Annotated in this window: 18 protein-coding genes and 2 tRNA genes; 17 read left to right on the top strand and 3 right to left on the bottom strand. The window is 36.2% G+C overall.

Annotation, left to right across the window (positions count from 1 at the left end; translation table 11 throughout):
* The first annotated feature begins 112 nt into the window (after positions 1 to 112).
* The 5 genes from rlmB (at position 113) to F9B76_RS01405 (ending at position 3163) form a co-directional block, all read left to right on the top strand.
* Positions 113 to 859, top strand: coding sequence for a 23S rRNA (guanosine(2251)-2'-O)-methyltransferase RlmB (gene rlmB / locus F9B76_RS01385; RefSeq protein ID WP_159990472.1), 747 nt, complete (start codon positions 113 to 115; stop codon positions 857 to 859).
* A 1-nt stretch (position 860) separates the two neighbouring features.
* Positions 861 to 2114: a cystathionine gamma-synthase family protein gene (locus F9B76_RS01390; protein ID WP_159990473.1), complete on the top strand. Its 1254-nt coding sequence runs from the start codon at positions 861 to 863 to the stop codon at positions 2112 to 2114.
* Positions 2115 to 2281: 167 nt separating this feature from the next.
* Positions 2282 to 2563 (top strand): HU family DNA-binding protein, encoded by a 282-nt coding sequence (locus F9B76_RS01395; RefSeq protein ID WP_159990474.1) that lies wholly within the window; start codon positions 2282 to 2284, stop codon positions 2561 to 2563.
* 421 nt (positions 2564 to 2984) lie between these two features.
* A tRNA-Val gene (locus F9B76_RS01400) sits at positions 2985 to 3060 on the top strand.
* A 27-nt stretch (positions 3061 to 3087) separates the two neighbouring features.
* Positions 3088 to 3163: transfer RNA gene (locus F9B76_RS01405), tRNA-Val, on the top strand.
* Between the two features lie 310 nt (positions 3164 to 3473).
* Here F9B76_RS01405 and trxA read toward each other — a convergent pair.
* Together trxA and F9B76_RS01415 are read right to left on the bottom strand one after the other, a co-directional pair.
* A complete protein-coding gene (gene trxA, locus F9B76_RS01410; RefSeq protein WP_159990475.1) occupies positions 3474 to 3842 on the bottom strand; it encodes a thioredoxin in 369 nt (122 codons plus the stop codon).
* A 267-nt stretch (positions 3843 to 4109) separates the two neighbouring features.
* Entirely contained in the window at positions 4110 to 5399 is a 1290-nt protein-coding gene (locus tag F9B76_RS01415; protein ID WP_159990476.1) for an NCS2 family permease, read from the bottom strand.
* A gap of 146 nt (positions 5400 to 5545) precedes the next feature.
* Here F9B76_RS01415 and tsaD point away from each other — a divergent pair, with 146 nt between their 5' ends.
* Complete coding sequence (gene tsaD, locus F9B76_RS01420) at positions 5546 to 6577, top strand: tRNA (adenosine(37)-N6)-threonylcarbamoyltransferase complex transferase subunit TsaD (protein ID WP_159990477.1); 1032 nt, start codon at positions 5546 to 5548, stop codon at positions 6575 to 6577.
* A gap of 130 nt (positions 6578 to 6707) precedes the next feature.
* Here tsaD and plsY read toward each other — a convergent pair whose 3' ends face one another.
* Positions 6708 to 7343 carry a glycerol-3-phosphate 1-O-acyltransferase PlsY gene (gene plsY, locus F9B76_RS01425; RefSeq protein WP_159990478.1) on the bottom strand — a complete coding sequence of 212 codons (636 nt, stop codon included), beginning with the start codon at positions 7341 to 7343 and terminating at the stop codon, positions 6708 to 6710.
* Positions 7344 to 7652: 309 nt separating this feature from the next.
* Here plsY and surE point away from each other — a divergent pair, with 309 nt between their 5' ends.
* The 11 genes from surE (at position 7653) to cycA (ending at position 19559) form a co-directional block, all read left to right on the top strand.
* Positions 7653 to 8402, top strand: coding sequence for a 5'/3'-nucleotidase SurE (gene surE, locus F9B76_RS01430; RefSeq protein WP_159990479.1), 750 nt, complete (start codon positions 7653 to 7655; stop codon positions 8400 to 8402).
* Complete coding sequence (locus tag F9B76_RS01435) at positions 8402 to 9262, top strand: protein-L-isoaspartate(D-aspartate) O-methyltransferase (protein WP_159990480.1); 861 nt, start codon at positions 8402 to 8404, stop codon at positions 9260 to 9262. The genes surE and F9B76_RS01435 overlap by 1 nt, the downstream gene beginning before the upstream one ends.
* A gap of 32 nt (positions 9263 to 9294) precedes the next feature.
* A complete protein-coding gene (locus F9B76_RS01440) occupies positions 9295 to 10032 on the top strand; it encodes a peptidoglycan DD-metalloendopeptidase family protein (RefSeq protein WP_159990481.1) in 738 nt (245 codons plus the stop codon).
* Positions 10033 to 10362: 330 nt separating this feature from the next.
* On the top strand, positions 10363 to 10920 hold the full coding sequence (locus F9B76_RS01445) for a Spy/CpxP family protein refolding chaperone (protein ID WP_159990482.1): 558 nt from the start codon (positions 10363 to 10365) through the stop codon (positions 10918 to 10920).
* A 678-nt stretch (positions 10921 to 11598) separates the two neighbouring features.
* Positions 11599 to 12960 carry a 23S rRNA (uracil(1939)-C(5))-methyltransferase RlmD gene (gene rlmD / locus F9B76_RS01450; RefSeq protein ID WP_159990483.1) on the top strand — a complete coding sequence of 454 codons (1362 nt, stop codon included), beginning with the start codon at positions 11599 to 11601 and terminating at the stop codon, positions 12958 to 12960.
* A 146-nt stretch (positions 12961 to 13106) separates the two neighbouring features.
* Positions 13107 to 14270: an ADP-forming succinate--CoA ligase subunit beta gene (sucC, locus tag F9B76_RS01455; protein ID WP_159990484.1), complete on the top strand. Its 1164-nt coding sequence runs from the start codon at positions 13107 to 13109 to the stop codon at positions 14268 to 14270.
* A gap of 11 nt (positions 14271 to 14281) precedes the next feature.
* Positions 14282 to 15163, top strand: a complete 882-nt coding sequence (gene sucD, locus F9B76_RS01460) for a succinate--CoA ligase subunit alpha (RefSeq protein WP_159990485.1) — start codon at positions 14282 to 14284, stop codon at positions 15161 to 15163.
* 173 nt (positions 15164 to 15336) lie between these two features.
* Complete coding sequence (locus F9B76_RS01465; protein WP_159990486.1) at positions 15337 to 16062, top strand: TerC family protein; 726 nt, start codon at positions 15337 to 15339, stop codon at positions 16060 to 16062.
* A 155-nt stretch (positions 16063 to 16217) separates the two neighbouring features.
* Positions 16218 to 17174 carry a hydroxymethylbilane synthase gene (hemC, locus tag F9B76_RS01470; protein ID WP_423805509.1) on the top strand — a complete coding sequence of 319 codons (957 nt, stop codon included), beginning with the start codon at positions 16218 to 16220 and terminating at the stop codon, positions 17172 to 17174.
* Between the two features lie 3 nt (positions 17175 to 17177).
* Entirely contained in the window at positions 17178 to 18005 is an 828-nt protein-coding gene (locus tag F9B76_RS01475) for a uroporphyrinogen-III synthase (protein WP_159990487.1), read from the top strand.
* A 171-nt stretch (positions 18006 to 18176) separates the two neighbouring features.
* Entirely contained in the window at positions 18177 to 19559 is a 1383-nt protein-coding gene (cycA, locus tag F9B76_RS01480) for a D-serine/D-alanine/glycine transporter (RefSeq protein WP_159990488.1), read from the top strand.
* Positions 19560 to 19794: the final 235 nt, after the last annotated feature.

Consider the following 19794-nt stretch of genomic DNA (forward strand, 5'->3'; position numbering starts at 1 on the left):
CTTTTTATAAAGATACAAATCGTTTTCTATTCGAACAATTCGCAAAAATGAATTACTTTTAATAAGTAAGCCTATATAATGAGAGTATTCATTTTAAAAAAGGTAGTAAAACGTGGCTTCTCATCAAATTTTGGCGGGTTTTCATGCGGTTACAGCACGATTACGTCATGCACCAGATTCTATTAAAGAGATTTATATTGAAGCCTCTCGAAAAGATAAGCGTATGCTAACGCTTGTTGAGCAGGCTGATCGTTATCAAGTAAAAATTTATGCGGTTTCTATGGATCGCTTAGATGGTCTTGCCAAGGGGGTAAGGCATCAAGGGGTTGTCGCACTGGCTGAACCTCGTCAATTAGCGGTTAATATTCATGATGTATTAGATGTCATAACAGGTCCCGCTTTCTTTTTAATTCTTGATTCGGTGACAGATCCTCATAATTTGGGGGCTTGTTTGCGTACGGCAGATGCGGCAGGTGTTCATGCCGTGATTGCACCTAAAGATAAGGCTGTTGGTTTAAATACAACGGTTCAGCGCGTTGCTTGTGGAGCAGCAGATACAGTACCTTATCTTATGGTAACCAATTTAGCGCGTACTATGCGTGAGTTAAAAGAACGGGATGTGTGGTTAGTGGGTACTACTGATCAAGCAGAACAGGATATTTATCAAGTAGATGCGACTCGTTCTATTGCTTGGGTGATGGGGGCTGAAGGAGAGGGAATGCGTCGCCTAACAGCTGAAACGTGTGATGAATTAGTTAGAATTCCTATGGCGGGTTCTGTCGAAAGTCTTAATGTGAGTGTTGCAAGTGGCGTGTGCTTGTATGAAACGCATCGTCAACGTTCCTTAAAGGGGAAATAAAATGTATAAAGAACATATTGAATCTCAATTACTTCATGCAGATCGCCGTCAATCAGTAGAACATAATGCGATACATAAACCTCTGCATATATCAGCACAGTATTCTTTTAAAGATGTACGAGACCTAATTGCCGTTTTTGGAAATACCCCCGGTTATGCGTATTCACGACAAGGGACACCTACGGTAGCAGCATTAGAGAACAAAATCACGTTGTTAGAAGAGGGGACAGGTAGTGTTTGCTTTGCCTCTGGTATGGCAGCAATTGCTGCTGTTATGCTAACGTTACTCAATAAAGGGGATCATTTTATTACTAGTCGTTATATCTTCGGTAATACAAAGAGCTTATTTAGTACCTTAGAGCGATTTGGGGTGGAAATGAGTGTGGTTGATACCACTGATATTCAAGATGTACAAAAAAATATTCGACCCAATACGCGATTAGTATTTACTGAAGCGATTGCGAACCCTGTTACACAAGTCAGTGATTTAAAAGCGATAGGTGATTTATGTGAACAACATAAACTCGTGTATTTTGCAGATATGACGATGGCTACGCCTTATTTATTGAAAGGAAAGGATATTAAAGCCTCTTTGGTGGTTCATTCGTTGTCTAAAGCGATTTGTGGTCATGCAACAGCATTAGGTGGATCTATTACGAATACAGGGCTTTATGATTGGGAATACTATCCGAATATTATGGAAATATATAAAGCCTACCCCACTCAAAATAGGGCATTAATTCAAATTAAGAAAAAAGCCTTACGTGATATGGGTGCAACCATGACATCTGATACGGCTAATCGTATCGCTATTGGTGCAGAAACATTAACATTGCGCGTACAAAAGAGTAATGAGAATGCCTTAGCATTGGCTCGTTATATGCAAGAAAGTCCTATCTTTTCCGAAGTAAAATATCCTGGTTTAGATACACATCCACAGCATCAGTTAGCAAAATCATTATTTAATGGTAAAGGTTATGGCTCTCTGATTGCTGCTTCTCTACGAGAAGATATTGATTTAATAACATTCCTTAATCATTTAAACATGATTGTATTAGCAACGCATCTTGGTGATAACAGAACACTTTGTTTACCTGTTGCACCAACTATTTATGCGGAAACACCGCCAGAAGAACGTGCTAAAATGGGTATCTCGAATAATCTCTTGCGCATTTCGGTAGGTATTGAGAATATTCAGGATTTAATCGCTGATATTGAACAAGCATATACGAAAACAATGCAGTCAAATGTATAGAAAAAACAATTGTCTGTGATAAAAAACCTACATTATTACCTTCTTTAGTGATAAAAAGTAGCCATATCACTAAAAATAAAAGGAAATTTTGAAGGATTTACTTGACAGGTTTATCTATTCAAGCGATTATAGTAGCAGTAGTTTTGTTATTTTATAGGGGTAATTTGATGAACAAGACCGAATTAGTAGAAAAAATTGCTGAAAGTGCTGAAATTTCAAAAGCAGCAGCAGCTCGTGCATTAGACGCAACCATTGAAACCGTGAAAAAAACCCTTAAAAAAGGTGATACTGTCACTTTAGTTGGTTTTGGTACTTTCCGTGTTACTGAACGTCAAGCACGTACTGGACGCAATCCACGCACTGGAGAAGAGATCAAAATCAAAAAAGCTAAAGTACCTAAATTTGTACCAGGTAAAGCTTTAAAAGACGCTGTTCAATCAAAGCGTTAATCAAAAAAGCGAAGTAATTTTTCAAAAGACTACTATGAAGACCAGTAACTTAAATTACTGGTTTTTGTTTTTATAACAATACTAGGTAAGGTATCAGTAAATCGTATTTTTATACCTCAATTTATAAAAATAAGGTATCTGCTACTATTGATGGAAGATCACAAAAGTAGTTGATAAGAATATATGTGAATAATGGCTTGTATGCTCACTGTTCATTGTGCGTTATTGAAGTATGACTATTGCTGTTTCATTAGAATAGTCTGAATGACAAATAAAAATCATATATCTATAATACTTTCTATAGATTTTTAAAAATATTTGTAAAAATACAACGAATAATACTTATAAATTATTTGTTTTTATAAAATACTTGCCTAAATGTAAAAAGCTCTTTATAATTCTAATCTTTAACGCATACAACGGGTGCTTAGCTCAGTTGGTAGAGCGGCGCCCTTACAAGGCGTAGGTCACAGGTTCGACCCCTGTAGCACCCACCACGTTTTATGTGTTACTACCCATTTGATGGGTGCTTAGCTCAGTTGGTAGAGCGGCGCCCTTACAAGGCGTAGGTCACAGGTTCGACCCCTGTAGCACCCACCATCAAATCGCATTAACCTCTGATTGTATCAGGGGTTTTTTGTTGTCTTTTATCTCTAGCCTTATGTCAGAAAATATGGTTTTTCTTCTATTTTTTATAATGTGTAGAAAATAGTAGATAAGCAATGTATCTTTTTATTTACATGGTAAAAAATCATTTTATCCATATAATTCTAGTGTAGTATGGTTCTTATGCTTAATAGTTAAGAGCGCTATTTTTATTATTTTTTTATCTCTTATCTGGATTATGCGGTAGATATAAAAAGGGCCTGTTAGCATGATTAAAACCAACAGACCCAAAGGGAGAAAAGGTTTATTTAGCTGCTTGATTGGCTGCTATTTCAGCATGAATTTTTTCCATATCAACTGCTTTAACCTGTGCGATTAAATCATCAAGTGCGGCAGGAGGTAGTGCACCTGATTGATTAACTAATAATACTTTTTCTCTAAAAATCATTAAAGTAGGAATAGAGCGGATATTAAAAGAACTTGCTAGCCCTTGTTCTTCTTCGGTATTTACCTTAGCAAAGGTAATATCACTATGTTTTTCAGCAGCAGCTTCAAAAACAGGTGCAAATTGACGGCAAGGGCCACACCATGGAGCCCAAAAGTCAATAATCACAATATCATTATTGGTAATCGTTTCAGCAAGATTATTTTCGTTAAGTACTTTAACTGTCATAAGATAATTCCTTCCTAAATTATTTGTTTCTATAATATGGAGAAAAAAATAAAGAATTCAAGGGTAAGATGATGGGGATTAGTTATTTTTATATAACTTTATCTTATCTATATGATTGGGTATAAGGCTGAGATCAGGTAGGATAGGCTATTATGAGATAATTAATAAATAAAAGGGGCTATTTTGTATAGCCCCAAGCGTTTTTATAACTCACTGATTTAAATAGATTGCGTGATTAGATGTCTATCTCTATAACCTACTACTTATTTAGACTAAAGCAAAACGTATGATAAATAAGCTTGCTACTAAAACAGTAGCTGGATGAATTTCTTTAATACGTCCTGTACATGTTTTTAGAATAACGTAACTAATAAAACCGAATGCAATACCTTCTGCAATAGAGTAGGTAAATGGGGTGAAGATAACTGTGATAGCAGCAGGTACAACATCAGTCATATCTTTCCAATTAATATCAGTGAGTTCACGTAACATTAAGATAGCAACATATACAAGAGCAGGTGCTGTTGCATAGGGAGGAACAATACCAGCCACTGGTGAGAATAATAAAGAAAGTAGGAAAAGTACACCAATCACAAAAGCAGTTAATCCCGTACGTCCACCTGCTTGCACACCAGCAATACTTTCAACATAGGCTGTTGTACTACTTGTTCCAATTAATGAGCCAGATAAAATAGCGGTTGAATCAGCAAATAAAGCACGTCCTAAATTGTTTCTCTTGCCTGTAGTTACAAGACCTGCTTTTCTGGCAATGCCGATCATCGTACCTGTTGCATCAAAAATTTCAACTAATACAAAAACGAGAATAACATTAAAGAGTCCCTTGTCAAATGCCCCAATAATATCTAACTGTAAGAAAGTAGGTGCAATAGAAGGGGGGAGTGATAAAATAGATTCAGGTGTCGCGGTATGGCCTGTTAAGATGGATAATAGCGTAATACTTAAAATCCCAATAAGAATAGCCCCTTTAATCTGTAATACATCAAGTACCACAATAATGAAAAAACCTAAAAAAGCAAAAAGAACAGGTGCGGATTTTAAATCACCGTGACTTGTAAGGGTGGCAGGATTATCAACAACGATACCAGCAGACTGTAAGCCAATAAAGGCTAAAAATAGACCAATACCTGCTACTATAGCAGAGCGAAGGGAGTGTGGAATACCATCAATTAACCACTTACGTATGCCTGTGATGGTTAGGATTAAGAAAATAATACCTGAAATAAAAACAGCCCCTAATGCTTGTTGCCATGAATAACCCATTGAACCGACTGCAACAAAAGCAAAAAAAGCATTAAGCCCCATTCCCGGTGCCATACCGATTGGCCAATTTGCTACAAATGCCATAATAAATGAGCCTACAGCAGCTGCTAGACATGTTGCAACAAAAATAGAGCCAGTATCCATTCCTGTGGTTTCTAGGATTTTAGGATTAACAAAAATAATATAAGCCATTGTTAAGAAAGTGGTTAACCCAGCTAATACTTCAGTACGAATATCGGTGCCGTTTTCTCGTAGCTTAAATAGAGGTTCTAGCATAGAAATGTTCCAATAGGTTACATGATAAAGTGTATATTTTAGTCTTGCCTAAGTTGCTTATGGGATTTATTCCAACTTACTGATAAAATTATAGGGAATAAAAAAGCGGTTCGTCTTAAATTTACAACAAATGGCTATAGAAAATAATGAAAATTTTAGGAATAGAAAGTTCTTGTGATGAAACAGGTGTCGCTATTGTCGATACTGAACAGGGGTTATTGGCACACGCTTTGCATACGCAAATTGCCATGCATCAGGCTTATGGAGGGGTAGTACCCGAATTGGCTTCTCGGGATCATATTCGCCGTGTTATTCCTTTAATTGAAACGGTGATAAAAGAGGCTAATCTTTCTTTGCAAGACATTGATGCTGTTGCTTATACTGCAGGGCCTGGTTTAGCAGGTGCTTTATTAGTAGGGGCTTCTGTTGCACAGGCATTTGCATGGAGTCATAACTTACCAGCTATTCCTATTCACCACTTAGAAGGGCATTTGCTTTCACCTATGTTGGCGGATCCTGTCCCTGCGTTTCCCTTTATTGCTTTATTGGTATCGGGTGGACATACACAAATTATGCGAGTAGATGGGGTAGGGCAATATGAATTATTAGGAGAAACCTTAGATGATGCTGCTGGCGAGGCTTTTGATAAATCAGCTAAATTGTTAGGATTGCCCTATCCTGGTGGCCCTCATCTTTCTAAGTTAGCTGAACAAGGGGATGAAACCGTTTATTCATTACCTCGTCCTATGAAATATAGTCATGATTTAGATTTTAGCTTTAGTGGGCTTAAAACGGCAGTCCTCACTACTTTACATAAAATAGAAGCAGAAAAGGGTACTCTTGATACTCAAGATAAAGCTAATCTTGCGGCTAGTGTACAAGCTGCTATTGTAGATGTGCTGGGTTTTAAAGCAATTAAAGCCGTTAAAGAGAGTGGATTAAAAAGATTAGTCGTGGCTGGCGGTGTTGGTGCTAATAAACAACTGCGCGCATTTTTAACGGCTGAAATGCAAAAAAGAGGTGGAACGGTATATTTTCCTCCACTTCAACTTTGTACGGATAATGGTGCAATGATTGCTCATGCCACGAGTGAAAGGGTGAAAGCAGGCTTAGTTGATTTGTCTCACAAACAATATGGGGAAAGTGTGCGACCACGTTGGGCTTTAGATGAGTTATAGGTACTGTATTAGTTTTAATATAAGTTAAAATTTCAGTGAGATACCTTCATAAGAAAAGCACTTTTAATTGAAAAAGTGCTTTTTGTGATGGTAGTATTGAGTGTTATTATTTTATTAAAATCTAACACCATTAATGCCGTTTTTTACGAGAAGCTTTTTTTGAAAATTTAGCTTCTTTACCGGTTAATAATTTAGTGATATTCGCTTTATGACGATAAATAAGCAAAATAGAAATCACCAGAATGGCTATAAATAGACTTCCATCGAATCGGTAATCTTGTAGTGATAGAATAAGATATAAAAAAGGTGCATTTAAAGCAGCAATAAGTGCGGCTAGTGATGAATAACGGAATAATAAAAAAACCAGTAACCAGATAATAATAAGAATAATTGCTAGCATAGGGTCGCAGGCTAATAATACACCAATAGCAGTTGCTACGCCTTTACCACCTTTAAATGAAAGGAAAATAGAATAGAGATGACCTAAAAATACAGCGACTGCAACAATAGCAATGCTAGTTGTATGGTGAGGGAAATATTGTTGTGCTAAATAAACGGCGATCCATCCTTTAAAAGCATCACCAAATAGTGTCAATGCCGCTGCAATTTTATGGCCACTTCTGAGTACATTAGTTGCACCAGGATTACCTGAACCAAATTGTCTAGGGTCTTGTAATTTAAATAAACGACTCGTAATGATTGCAAAAGGAATTGAACCAATAAGGTAGGCAATAATGGCAGCAATAATTGTATAAAGCACAAGCATAATAAATATCGAATGAATGGTTAAGGTAAGCAATGATCCTTTGATGAAACATTGATTACCAAGAAAAATTAGTTCATTATATACAGATAAAATAGGGATAGGGTCTATCGTTAAAAATCCTTTTAAAATAAAGTGAATAAAGCGAGAGGATTGTTTTAGATAAGTTGATTTTTTTGCTTTTAGTTTTTGATAAAAAACAGGTAAAATACGGTCTGTTTTGTTTTACTCGTCTAATGAGAGATAAAAATATTTTTGATGTTTTTAGTGTTTATAGTATATTGAGTAAAATTCTGAAAATGGTGATAAATAATGAAAAAGCGTATTTTACTTTCTAATGATGATGGTTATAATGCACTGGGGTTAGAACGCTTATACCATGCTTTGTCAGCGTGGGCAGATGTAACGGTGTTTGCACCCGAAGTTAATCATAGTGGTGCGTCTAATTCGTTAAGTGTTAATCGTCCCCTGTCGGTTAAACAAGCGCCTAATGGTTTTTTTTATGTTAATGGTACACCAAGTGATTGTATCCATGTTGCCTTAACAGGTATATTGGATTTTAAACCTGATTTAGTGGTTTCTGGTATTAATAATGGGGCTAATTTAGGAGAGGATACTTTATATTCTGGTACGGTAGCAGCAGCGACAGAGGGATTTTTATTTGGCTATTCAGCGATTGCTTTTTCTTTAACTGAACGTAATTGGACCAATCTTGATGCTGCTGTTGATATTGCTAATCAAATTGTTCAACACCAAATAGCCTATCCTCATCCTTCTAGTACCTTGTTAAATGTGAATATTCCTCCCTTACCACACCATAATTTTGAAGATATTCAAATTACGCGTTTAGGGCGCCGTCATCCTAGTCAAGATGTTATTAAAAGTCAAAACCCTCATGGCGATCCTATTTACTGGATAGGGCCTGTTGGTGAAATTTTGGATACAAGTGAAGATACGGATTTTATGGCAATCAAAAGAGGGCAAGTGTCTATTACGCCATTACAGCTAGACCTAACACATTTTGAGCTATTGTCTCAGACCAAGCAGTGGATTAAACAATAATGCATAAAAAGGCTAAAATTACGCTAAGTAATAGTAATGCAAGGCTTATACAGGGAAGTAACACCGTTCGTTTTGCTAAGCCAACACTATCTTCTCGAGGTGTTAGTCTTTCTCAAAATAGTAATACAAAGGTGAGAAAAGGAAACCAACAAGAGGGTAGTCCTATTGGTCGTGCTTTACGCGAGCAGGTGCAAAGTGCTTTATTACAAAATAAAGGACTTAATTCAGACCAATTGCGGATTAATATGGTGCATCGGTTAAAGGTGGTCAATGGGATTACAGATGATAGAGTGCTTAAAGCCTTAATGCAAATAAAGCGACATCATTTTATGGATCAAGGAACAGCTGTACGAGCCTATGAAGATGAAGCATTGCCTATTGGTTTTGGTCAAACTATTTCTATGCCATCTGTTGTAGCAAGAATGATTTCTTTACTAATTGAGCAACGTACTGCAAAAAAAGTATTGGAAATCGGCACGGGTTGTGGCTATCAAGCAGCTGTTCTAGCTTGTATTTTCCAAGAAGTGTATTCAATTGAACGAATTGAGGGTTTATATCACTTAGCTAAGCAGAATATTGCTAAAATGATAGGTTTACCGCCTATCCATTCTATATTAGGCGATGGAATGCAAGGTTTACCAACTCATGCCCCTTTTGATGCTATCATTATTGCAGCAGCTGGTTTGAAAATTCCACAAGCCTTATTATCACAGCTTGCTATTGGTGGGCGATTAATAGCACCAGAAGGAACGTCTCAACAACGATTAGTATTGATTGAACGTAAAGGTCAGCAAGATTGGGTACGTACAGAATTGGAAGAAACACGTTTTGTACCGCTCTTAGCAGGGGTACAACGTTGATATTTTTTAGAAGTTATAAATAGGTTTAATGAATGATGAAAAAGTCTTATATAGTTGGTTTGAGTCTTGTTGCTGCCGTATTAGCGGGATGTGCAGGCAGCAATAAAGCACCTATTTCTACCATTGGTGGATCAAGTGGCGCTTATAGTGGATCGGGTGTGCATATTGTACAAAAGGGGGACACACTTTATAGTATTTCTCGTCGTTATAATGTACCTGTTAATCGCATTTTGAGTTTAAACAGTATTGCTGACCCCTCTCAAATTGAAGTAGGGCAACGTATTCGACTTTCTGATGGAGCAAGTAATGCTTCTCGTACAACAGCAGCTAGTAGTGCAAATCGTACAACAAATAATGCAACCGCAAGCAAAACCAATAACACAAATGTTGCGAGAGCATCTGATGCATCATTAATTGCTTGGGAATGGCCTCATCGCGGTAATATTATTACAGGGTACTCAAGTAGCACACGTGGTATTGATATTGCGGGTAAGATTGGTGATCCTGTTAAAGCAGCCGCAGCTGGTACTGTTTCTTATGTCGGAAATGGCTTGCGTGGTTTAGGTAATTTAGTCTTGATTACGCATAGTAATGGTTTTATTTCTGCCTATGCACATAATAGCAAATTATTAGTCAGACAAAATCAGCAAGTTTCTAAGGGACAAACAATTGCTGAGTTAGGTCAATCTGATACGACATCGCCTCGTTTACACTTTGAGATTCGTCGTAATGGAACACCTGTTAATCCCCAATCTTATTTGCCTAAGTAAGTATAACTCTTGGTTGGGTATAGATGGGTATAGAGAGCATTCTGATAAAAAGAATGCTCTTTTTTAGCAATATAACTTATCAAATAAATATAGGTATTAGAAGTTACTGGTTAAGAATATTGCTCGTTTTAGGCGAACTATATTTTGCTATTTTTACCTTATTTCGACTAATACTCTGGTATTGCTGGTAAAAAAAGCATTTATTGCTACTTAATAATAGCTGAAAGAGAAAGAAATAATTTAACTTTGTTGCGAAATATATTTGAAATTGCTTGTTTGTCATAATGACATCACTAATTTATTTATGAGTACATAACAAAGGAGTACATAATGAAAACAGCTTCATTAAAAAAACTTTTATTAACTTCAGCATTAGCATTTGGTATTGTAGGTACTGGTTTTGCACAAGAAACTCAGATAGCCCCAGAAGCAAAAGCAGAATATAGCCAAAAATCATTTCATGAAAATAAACAAGGTCATGCAAAGTTTGGGTTATTTAGCCCTAAATTAATTAAAGAGCTTGATCTTAATGCAGATCAAAAAGCTAAATTTGATGCTATTGGTGAAGCAAGAAAAGCTGCATTTGAAGCACGTAAAAATGAAATGAACAAAATCGCTGAACAGCGTAAAGCTTTATTAGCTGAAAAAGTCGTTGATTTAAAAGCTTTACTTGAAAATGGTGATCAAGCTAAAGCCCAGTTGGAAAAAAATAGAGAAGATATTCGTGCTAAAACACTTACTTTTTGGGATAGCTTAGACGATACACAGAAAGAAAAAGCAACAACTCATCTTCGCCAGAACCATGATAAAAAAGCGTTCGGTCAGAAAAATTATGATCATAAAGGCAAAAAAGGTGATAAACATGATGGGCATCATGGTAAACAATAATCACCACTGATTCTTTAAATCGATTAAAGTAAAACACCGCTTAAATAAGCGGTGTTTTTAGTAATAAGAAGTGTTAGGTTTAGCGTATCTATTAGGAAACTCGGTATTTAATTGAGTAATCTATGCTTGTTATGGAAAAGTAGTAAATAGTGTTTAAATAATAGGTTTATTTTTAAAATATACAAATAAAAATTGACTAGATTGTCATGGTGATTTAAAAGCCCTAACTCATTGATTTATTTTGTTATTTAATAAATTTATATCGGTGTGAAAGAGAATGAAATATTTAAGGGGGATGTGTAATGATTTTGAAATGAACTTTAGGGCATAATAGAGTCAATGTTTAGTGAATTGATGGTTTATTAAACATCTTCTCATTTAAATTTTCCTCTCCCTGTTTGCCTCGGTTTTTATGCCGAGGTTTTTTTTGGCTAGTATATAGTCAAGCGTCATCAATATAAAATAGTATGTGTGATAGAAGTATGTGCTTCATATACGTAAATCTACTAAAAAGAATAATATTTTCAATAAGTTAATACTATAGTTATTAATAAAAATATTTTATAGTGAAAGATTTAAAAAGGATTATTTTCATTGAATATTGATAATTTATTCTATCTATAACATAGGGGATTTATAGTAAAATACTTTCTTTTTTATCCTTGGTTAGGAAGTATAATGTCTGAAATTTTATCCATTGAATCCCTTGATAACGAGGCCCGTGGTATCGCTCGTCGAGAGGGGAAAGTTGTTTTTGTGGAAGGTGCTTTACCCAGAGAGGTAGTAGAAGCCAATATTTATCGTAAAAAAGAAGCGTACGAGAATGCACATACTGTACGAGTAATTAAAGAGTCTTTTATGCGAGTAACACCAAAATGCCCTAATTTTGGTATCTGTGGTGGTTGTGCTATGCAACATGTTGAGCCCTCTGCACAGGTTGCTGCTAAACAAAGAACATTGGAAGATAATTTCAAACATATTGCTCAACTAACGATTCCTCATGTCTTACCGCCTATTTATGGACCAACATGGGGATACCGTTTCCGTGCGCGTCTATCGGTTCGTTATGTTCGTAAGAAGGGCGAAGTATTAGTTGGTTTTAGAGAGAAAAAAGGCCGTTATGTTGTTGATATGAAAGAATGCCTTGTTCTTCCTAAAGAGGTATCTGATTTGCTTATACCACTACGCACCTTAATAGGGGGATTAAGTGTAAAAGAAGAAGTACCTCAAATTGAAGTGGCAGTTGGTGATACCTGTATTGTCTTGGCACTTCGTCATATGGTGCCATTATTGCCGAGTGATATTGAACAAATGGATCAATTTGCTCAGCAGCATAATATTGTTTGGTGGACACAAGCCAAAGGACCCGATACCTTAAAACCATTACATCTAGAAGATGAAAACCGTTTAGCCTATACGCTACCACAGTTTGGTTTGCGAATGCACTATAAGCCTAGTGACTTTACACAGGTGAATTACTTTATTAATCGTAGTTTAATTGCTAAAGCACTTAGTTTATTAGAAGTTAAACCAACAGATAGAGTGGCTGATTTATTTTGTGGATTAGGTAATTTTACCTTACCCTTAGCCACGCAAGCGAAAGAAGTCGTTGGTATAGAAGGAAGTTCTGCTTTAACAGATAGGGCGCTTGCTGCTACAGCACAGCATGGTTTAGATAATAAAACACGTTTTTCAACATTAAACTTATTTGAAGTGGATGTACAGTGGCTGCGTGATTTAGGCTATTTTGATCGTATGTTGATTGATCCTCCTCGAGAGGGAGCTTTTGCAGTCGCTAAGGCACTGGCTCAATTAAAAGAAAATGAGCGACCAAAACGGATTGTCTATGTTTCCTGTAATCCTGCAACATTAGCAAGAGATGCGGGCGTATTGGTAAAACAAGGAGGCTATCGTTTAATAAGTGCTGGTGTGGTTAATATGTTCCCACATACTGCTCATGTGGAATCAATAGCAGTCTTTGAATGGCATGAGGGAGATATTATCCCTGAGGTAGAAGTAACAACGGAAGAAACTGCTTAAAAAGCATAAAAAATATTTGTTTTTAACGGCTTTAATAGGTTACAATAAACCTAGTTGACATATTCCTTAGGGAATGAGTGCCGACAATTTCGTTTTTTTGTGCTCTTATAGATTTAAGGGTTTTATTCACTTCTTATAGGTTAACTATGAAGATTCATGAGTATCAAGGCAAAGAACTTCTGAAAGGATTTGGCGTGAATGTACCTCGTGGCATTCCTGCTTTTTCTGTTGAAGAAGCTGTTAAAGCTGCCGAACAATTAGGTGGTCCAGTTTGGGTTGTTAAAGCTCAAATTCACGCGGGTGGTCGCGGTAAAGGTGGTGGTGTTAAATTAGCACGCTCTATCGAAGAAGTACGCGAACTTTCTTCTCAAATTTTGGGTATGCAGTTAGTCACTCATCAAACAGGTCCACAAGGTCAAAAAGTTAATCGCTTATTGATCGAAGAAGGTGCCGATATTAAAAAAGAGTACTATGTTGGTATCGTAACAGATCGTAATACACAACGTGTTTGCGTGATGGCATCAAGCGAAGGCGGCATGGATATTGAAGAAGTTGCTGCTAAAACACCAGAGAAAATTCTTAAAGTTTTTGTAGATCCACTTGTTGGATTGACAACAGAAGAAGCTTCACAATTAGCGCGTGGTATTGGTATTCCAGAAGAAACCGTTGCTGAAGCAGCAGATCAATTCCAAAAACTATACAAAGCGTATTGGGATACAGATGCTTCTTTAGCAGAGATTAATCCATTAATTCTTACGGGTGATGGCCATGTACGTGCGTTAGATGCTAAGTTTAATTTTGACTCTAATGCTTTATTCCGTCATCCAGAAATCGTTGAATACCGTGACTTAGACGAAGAAGATCCTGCTGAAGTTGAAGCTAGTAAATTTGATCTTGCTTACATTCAGTTAGATGGTAATATTGGTTGCTTAGTAAACGGTGCTGGTTTAGCGATGGCAACAATGGATACTATTAAACTATTTGGTGGTGAACCCGCTAACTTCCTTGACGTTGGTGGTGGTGCAACAGCAGAGAAAGTGACTGAAGCCTTCAAAATTATGTTGAAAAATGAAGGGGTTAAAGCGATTCTGGTAAATATCTTTGGTGGTATCATGCGTTGTGATGTTATTGCTGAAGGGATTATCCAAGCGTGCCATGCTGTGCAATTAGATGTACCACTTGTTGTTCGTATGAAAGGGACAAACGAAGAATTAGGTAAACAAATGTTGGCTGACTCTGGTTTGCCTATTATCAGTGCTGACACAATGGCTGAAGCAGCGACTAAAGTTGTTGAAGCTGCTAATAAATAAGGAATCGAGCAATGTCTATTCTTATTAATAAAGATACCAAAGTGATTACCCAAGGGATCACAGGTAAAACAGGGCAATTTCACACTCGTATGTGCCGTGAATATGCCAATGGTAAAGAGTGTTTTGTTGCAGGTGTAAATCCTAAACGTGCGGGCGAAGACTTTGAAGGTATTCCTATTTATGGTACTGTCAAAGATGCTAAAGAACAAACAGGTGCAACAGTTTCTGTTATTTATGTACCACCAGCAGGTGCAGCAGCGGCAATTCTTGAAGCCGTTGAAGCAGAGTTAGATTTAGCTATTTGTATTACAGAAGGTATCCCTGTTCGTGATATGTTAATGGTGCGTAGCCGTATGCGTGAAATGAACAGTAAAACACTACTACTAGGCCCTAACTGCCCTGGTTTAATTACACCTGATGAAATTAAAATCGGTATTATGCCTGGTCATATTCATCGTAAAGGTCGTATTGGTATTGTATCTCGTTCAGGTACATTAACTTATGAAGCAGTTGCTCAAGTAACTGGTCTTGGTTTAGGTCAATCAACAGCTGTTGGTATTGGTGGTGATCCAATTAATGGTCTAAAACATATTGATATTCTCAAAATGTTTAATGATGATCCTGATACAGATGCGGTTATCATGATTGGTGAAATCGGTGGTCCTGATGAAGTCAATGCGGCATTATGGGCAAAAGACAATATGAAAAAACCAATCGTTGGCTTTATTGCAGGTGTGACAGCGCCAGCAGGTAAACGTATGGGTCATGCAGGTGCGTTAATTTCTGGTGGTGCTGATACAGCAGATGCAAAACTTGCTGTTATGGAAGAGTGCGGTATCAAAACTACTCGTAATCCATCTGAAATGGGTAAATTATTGAAAACTGTTCTTTAATTTGACCTTTTAATGCATAAAACCGTCATTACTTTTAGTAGTGGCGGTTTTTATTTGTTTACAAAAACTTTATTAAAAAACAAGGTAATCCTAATAGGCATACGATAAATTGTAGGATACAATAAGCGTAATTTTGCTAAAATTTAGCGTAATTTTTCATTTAAAGGAATAAGATGATAGAGTGGTTTGAAACGATACATTGGGGTGTTGTTGGTGGTATTGTACTGATTGATATTTTATTAGGAGGCGATAATGCGGTGATTATTGCATTAGCGTCTCGTAATTTAGAAAAAAGTAAACGTATGCAAGGTATCTTATGGGGTACATTTGGTGCGATTGCTATGCGAATTGTCTTAATTTTCTTCGCTATGCAGCTTTTAAATATTCCCTTCTTAAAAGTAATTGGTGGGGTATTATTGCTTTGGATTGGCATTAAGTTATTATTGCCAGAGCATGATGATCATAATAGTATCCAAGGTGGTACAACTGTATGGTCAGCAGTTAAGACGATTTTAATTGCGGATTTTGTGATGAGTCTTGATAATGTACTGGCGATTGCAGGGACAGCACAGCATGCGGATCCAGAACATCAATATTTTTATGTTATCTTTGGTTTATTGGTTTCTGTTCCTATCATTATTTGGGGAAGTACATTAGTTCTTAAACTAATTGATAAATTTCCTATCGTGATTATTGGTGGGGCTGGTCTATTGGGTTGGATTGCTGGGGGTATGCTTATTAGTGATGTTAAAGTGGTTGAATACTTCTTTAATGGAGAATCGGCATCTGTAGCGATGAAATATGCGGCTGAAATTATCGGTGCTTTATTTGTTATTACCATAGGCTTATTACTTGCCAAACGTAAAAAAGCAAGTATGCAAGTAGAAGCAACAAAATAATGCATTGATTAATGGTAGAATAGCTACTATGTTTTATAAGAGCCAGATAGATTATCTGGCTTTCTTTTAGTTTGGGTATATTAGAAATAACAGGTGTTAATCTTAGATTTCTTATATATCAAGTAAATTTAACTTTATTTTGTGTAGGAACATATATGTCATCAATAAAAATTCCTGAAAAATTAGTAATTGCTACGCGTGAAAGTCGTTTGGCATTGTGGCAGGCAGAATATGTGCAAGCTAAATTATCTGCTTTATACCCACAGACTAAAGTTGAATTATTAAAGATGACAACAAGAGGGGATCAGATTTTAGATAAAACTTTATCAAAAGTGGGTGGAAAAGGTTTATTTGTTAAAGAACTTGAGACGGCTTTATTAGATGGACGGGCTGATTTAGCAGTGCATTCCCTTAAAGATGTACCTGTGGACTTACAGCATCCTTTTCAATTGGCGTGTGTGATGGAAAGAGAAGATCCTCGAGATGCTTTTGTTTCTAATGATTATACTCAGTTATCAGATTTACCAGCAGGTGCAATTGTTGGTACATCTAGTTTACGTCGAGAATCACAAATTCGTGAACGTTATCCCCACCTTATCGTTAAGTCATTACGAGGTAATCTGGATACACGATTGCGTAAATTAGATGAAGGGCAGTATGCTGCGATTATTTTGGCAGCAGCAGGGCTTAAACGATTAAAACTAGTAGAACGAATCCAATCTTATATTACTATTGAAGAGAGTTTACCAGCAGCAGGGCAAGGTGCATTAGGTATTGAGATTCTAGCAGCTCGTCAAGATATGTATGATTTATTACAAGCCTTAAAACATGATAATACACAGGCATGTACGATAGCAGAAAGGGCAGTTTCTTTTGCATTAGGGGGGTCTTGCCAAGTGCCTCTAGCAGCTCATGCGGTATTGGAAAATGACACCTTATATCTTCGTGCCTTAGTGGCGGCTACCGATGGGTCACATATTATTCGTGCTGAAAAAAGAGGGCATATGACTCAGGCCTATACCTTAGGTATTGAAGTAGCAGATGTATTAAAACAGTCTGGCGCAAAAGTATTAATTGAACAAGCTATTAATGCAGCAAAGTTGGATAAATAGTGTATGCAACATCTTATTGTACTGACAAGATCTATTGATAAGAATCATCATTTATCAGGTTTATTAAAGCAATCACTTGCTCAAGTACAACAATCGGCTACTGTTCTTTCTGTACCTGCACTTGTGCTGAAACCTTTTCGTTTGTCAGATTTAACAGATAATGAACGTTGGTCTTTACGCCATTTAGAGGAGTTTGATGCGATATTTTGTGTTAGTTCAAGTGCTGCAGAATATTTTTTTAATTTAGTTAAAGAAGGACAATATCTTATAAACCCCTCTACTTACTTTCTTTGTGTAGGGCAGGCGACTCAGGCATATTTATTGCAGCAAGGTATTTCGGTGCAACAAATAATTTGTGCTGAGAAAGGAAATGATTCTGAAGCATTGTGGCGTACGATAGAGCATCAAGGCATGGTTTTTTCCTCTGTTTTAATTGTAAGGGCAGAAACGGGTAGAGAATGGTTTAAGCATACGCTACAGCAAAAGGGGATAAAGGTTAAAACCTTGGCTGTTTATTGCCGAGGGCCCGCTTTATTGAGTAATGAAGTGTATCAAACCTTTAGCCATCTTCATCAACAAACAAAGGTTCAATGGGTTTTTACGAGTCGTGAGGGAGTTTTAGCACTATTGCCTCAATTGTATTCTCTACCTATTTTTCAACAATTAGTCCATCATCAATTTATTGTTATTCATCCTAAAATTGCGATACTATTAAAAGAAGAAATAGCACGATTAAGTGCTAATCAGTATCTACTAAAGGATGAACAAATACACTTATCTCCAGCAGATGATCAAGCAATAGTTAGTGTACTAAAGGCATCTATAATTTAAATTTTACAAAAAATTAAAATTCTTAATTTTCAATTAGTTACAGTAAGAATAGAACTAATTAGTCCTTTTATTAGGGTAATTCCCTATATTTGTTTTAATGCAAAAACTTTTATTTTTATTGTAAATAGGTTATATTGCTTGCCGTTATATTTATTATATAAGTGGTTACAAATGACAACAGAGCAGCAAAGTGAACACAGATTACAACGAAATTTACAGAATAGACACTTACAATTAATTGCTATTGGTGGCGCTATTGGTACAGGTTTATTTATGGGGTCAGGTAAAACGATTAGTTTGGCAGGCCCTTCGGTACTATTCGCCTATATGCTGATTGGTTTAGTTTTGTTCTTTATTATGCGTGCAATGGGGGAGTTATTACTATCCAATTTGGAATATAAGTCATTTACCGATTTTACGCATGATTTATTAGGCCCTTGTGCTGGTTTCTTTGTTGGTTGGACATATTGGTTTTGTTGGGTTGTTATTGGTATCGCTGATATTATTGCTATTACTGATTATGTACGTTTTTGGTGGCCTGATATACCTCTTTGGTTGCCTGGTGTAATTTGTATCATAGTCATGTGTACCATGAATCTATTGACAGTGAAACTTTTTGGCGAAATGGAATTTTGGTTTGCCCTAATTAAAATTATTGCCATTCTTGCTTTAGTTATTGTTGGTATTTACTTAGTATTCACGGGTTTTACGAATCCACAAACAGGTGTAAAGGCTTCTTTGAGTCATTTATGGGCAAGAGAAGGGGGAGTCTTTCCTCATGGAATAAGTGGCTTTTTCTCAGCGTTTCAAATTGCTGTTTTTGCATGTTTAGGAATGGAATTAGTAGGTACTGCTGCTGCCGAAACAAAAGACCCTTATAAAAATCTTCCTGTTGCGATTAACCGTATTCCTATTCGCATTATTGTATTCTATATCCTTGCACTTTGTGTGATTATGACCGTAACCCCTTGGGATATGGTTAGTCCTGATAAAAGTCCTTTTGTCAATATGTTTATGCTTATTGGTATTCCTATTGCAGCAAGTTTAATCAATTTAGTCGTTTTAACCTCTGCTATTTCATCTGCCAATAGTGGAATGTTCTCAACAGGTCGTATGATTTATGGTTTGGCACAAAGTAAATCAGCACCTGGTATTTTGGGTAAACTCAATAAAAATGGTGTACCTGCATTAGGGTTGATGTATTCATGTATCTATCTTGTTATTGGCATTTTCTTACTTTATCAACAAGGGGATATTATGGAGGCATTTACAATTGTTTCGACTGTATCCAGTATTGGTTTTATTTTTGTATGGTCGATGATTTTATTATCTTATCTAAAATATCGAAAATTACGTCCCCAACAGCATCAACAGTCTATCTATAAAATGCCGGGTGGTGTGATAATGACGTGGGTATGTCTAGGATTTTTAATTTTTGTGCTATATTTATTTTCACGTGATGCAGATACTTTAAAAGGTTTAATAGCTATGCCAGTATGGTTTTTAATTTTGGGTATTTGTTATCAGTTTTATCGTAAAAATCATAAAGTATAGTAAGGGATTAACCCGTCAAAAGAAAATCATTCATATAACAAGGTTGTATGAATGATTTTTTTATATGGTCTATTTTTTTATTCGCTTATTATAATAAAGATCATAAATAAAGCAAAAACAGTTTTCTAGTATATCCCTGAATATATTATTATTTCTTATAAAAAAAGTATAAAATATTACAAATTATAGAGAATAAGCAACTAACTTTAATGCTTTTTATGCAGTATATTTCATA

Origin of the sequence: Pelistega ratti (assembly GCF_009833965.1) — a bacterium.
Lineage (GTDB): Bacteria > Pseudomonadota > Gammaproteobacteria > Burkholderiales > Burkholderiaceae_B > Taylorella > Taylorella ratti.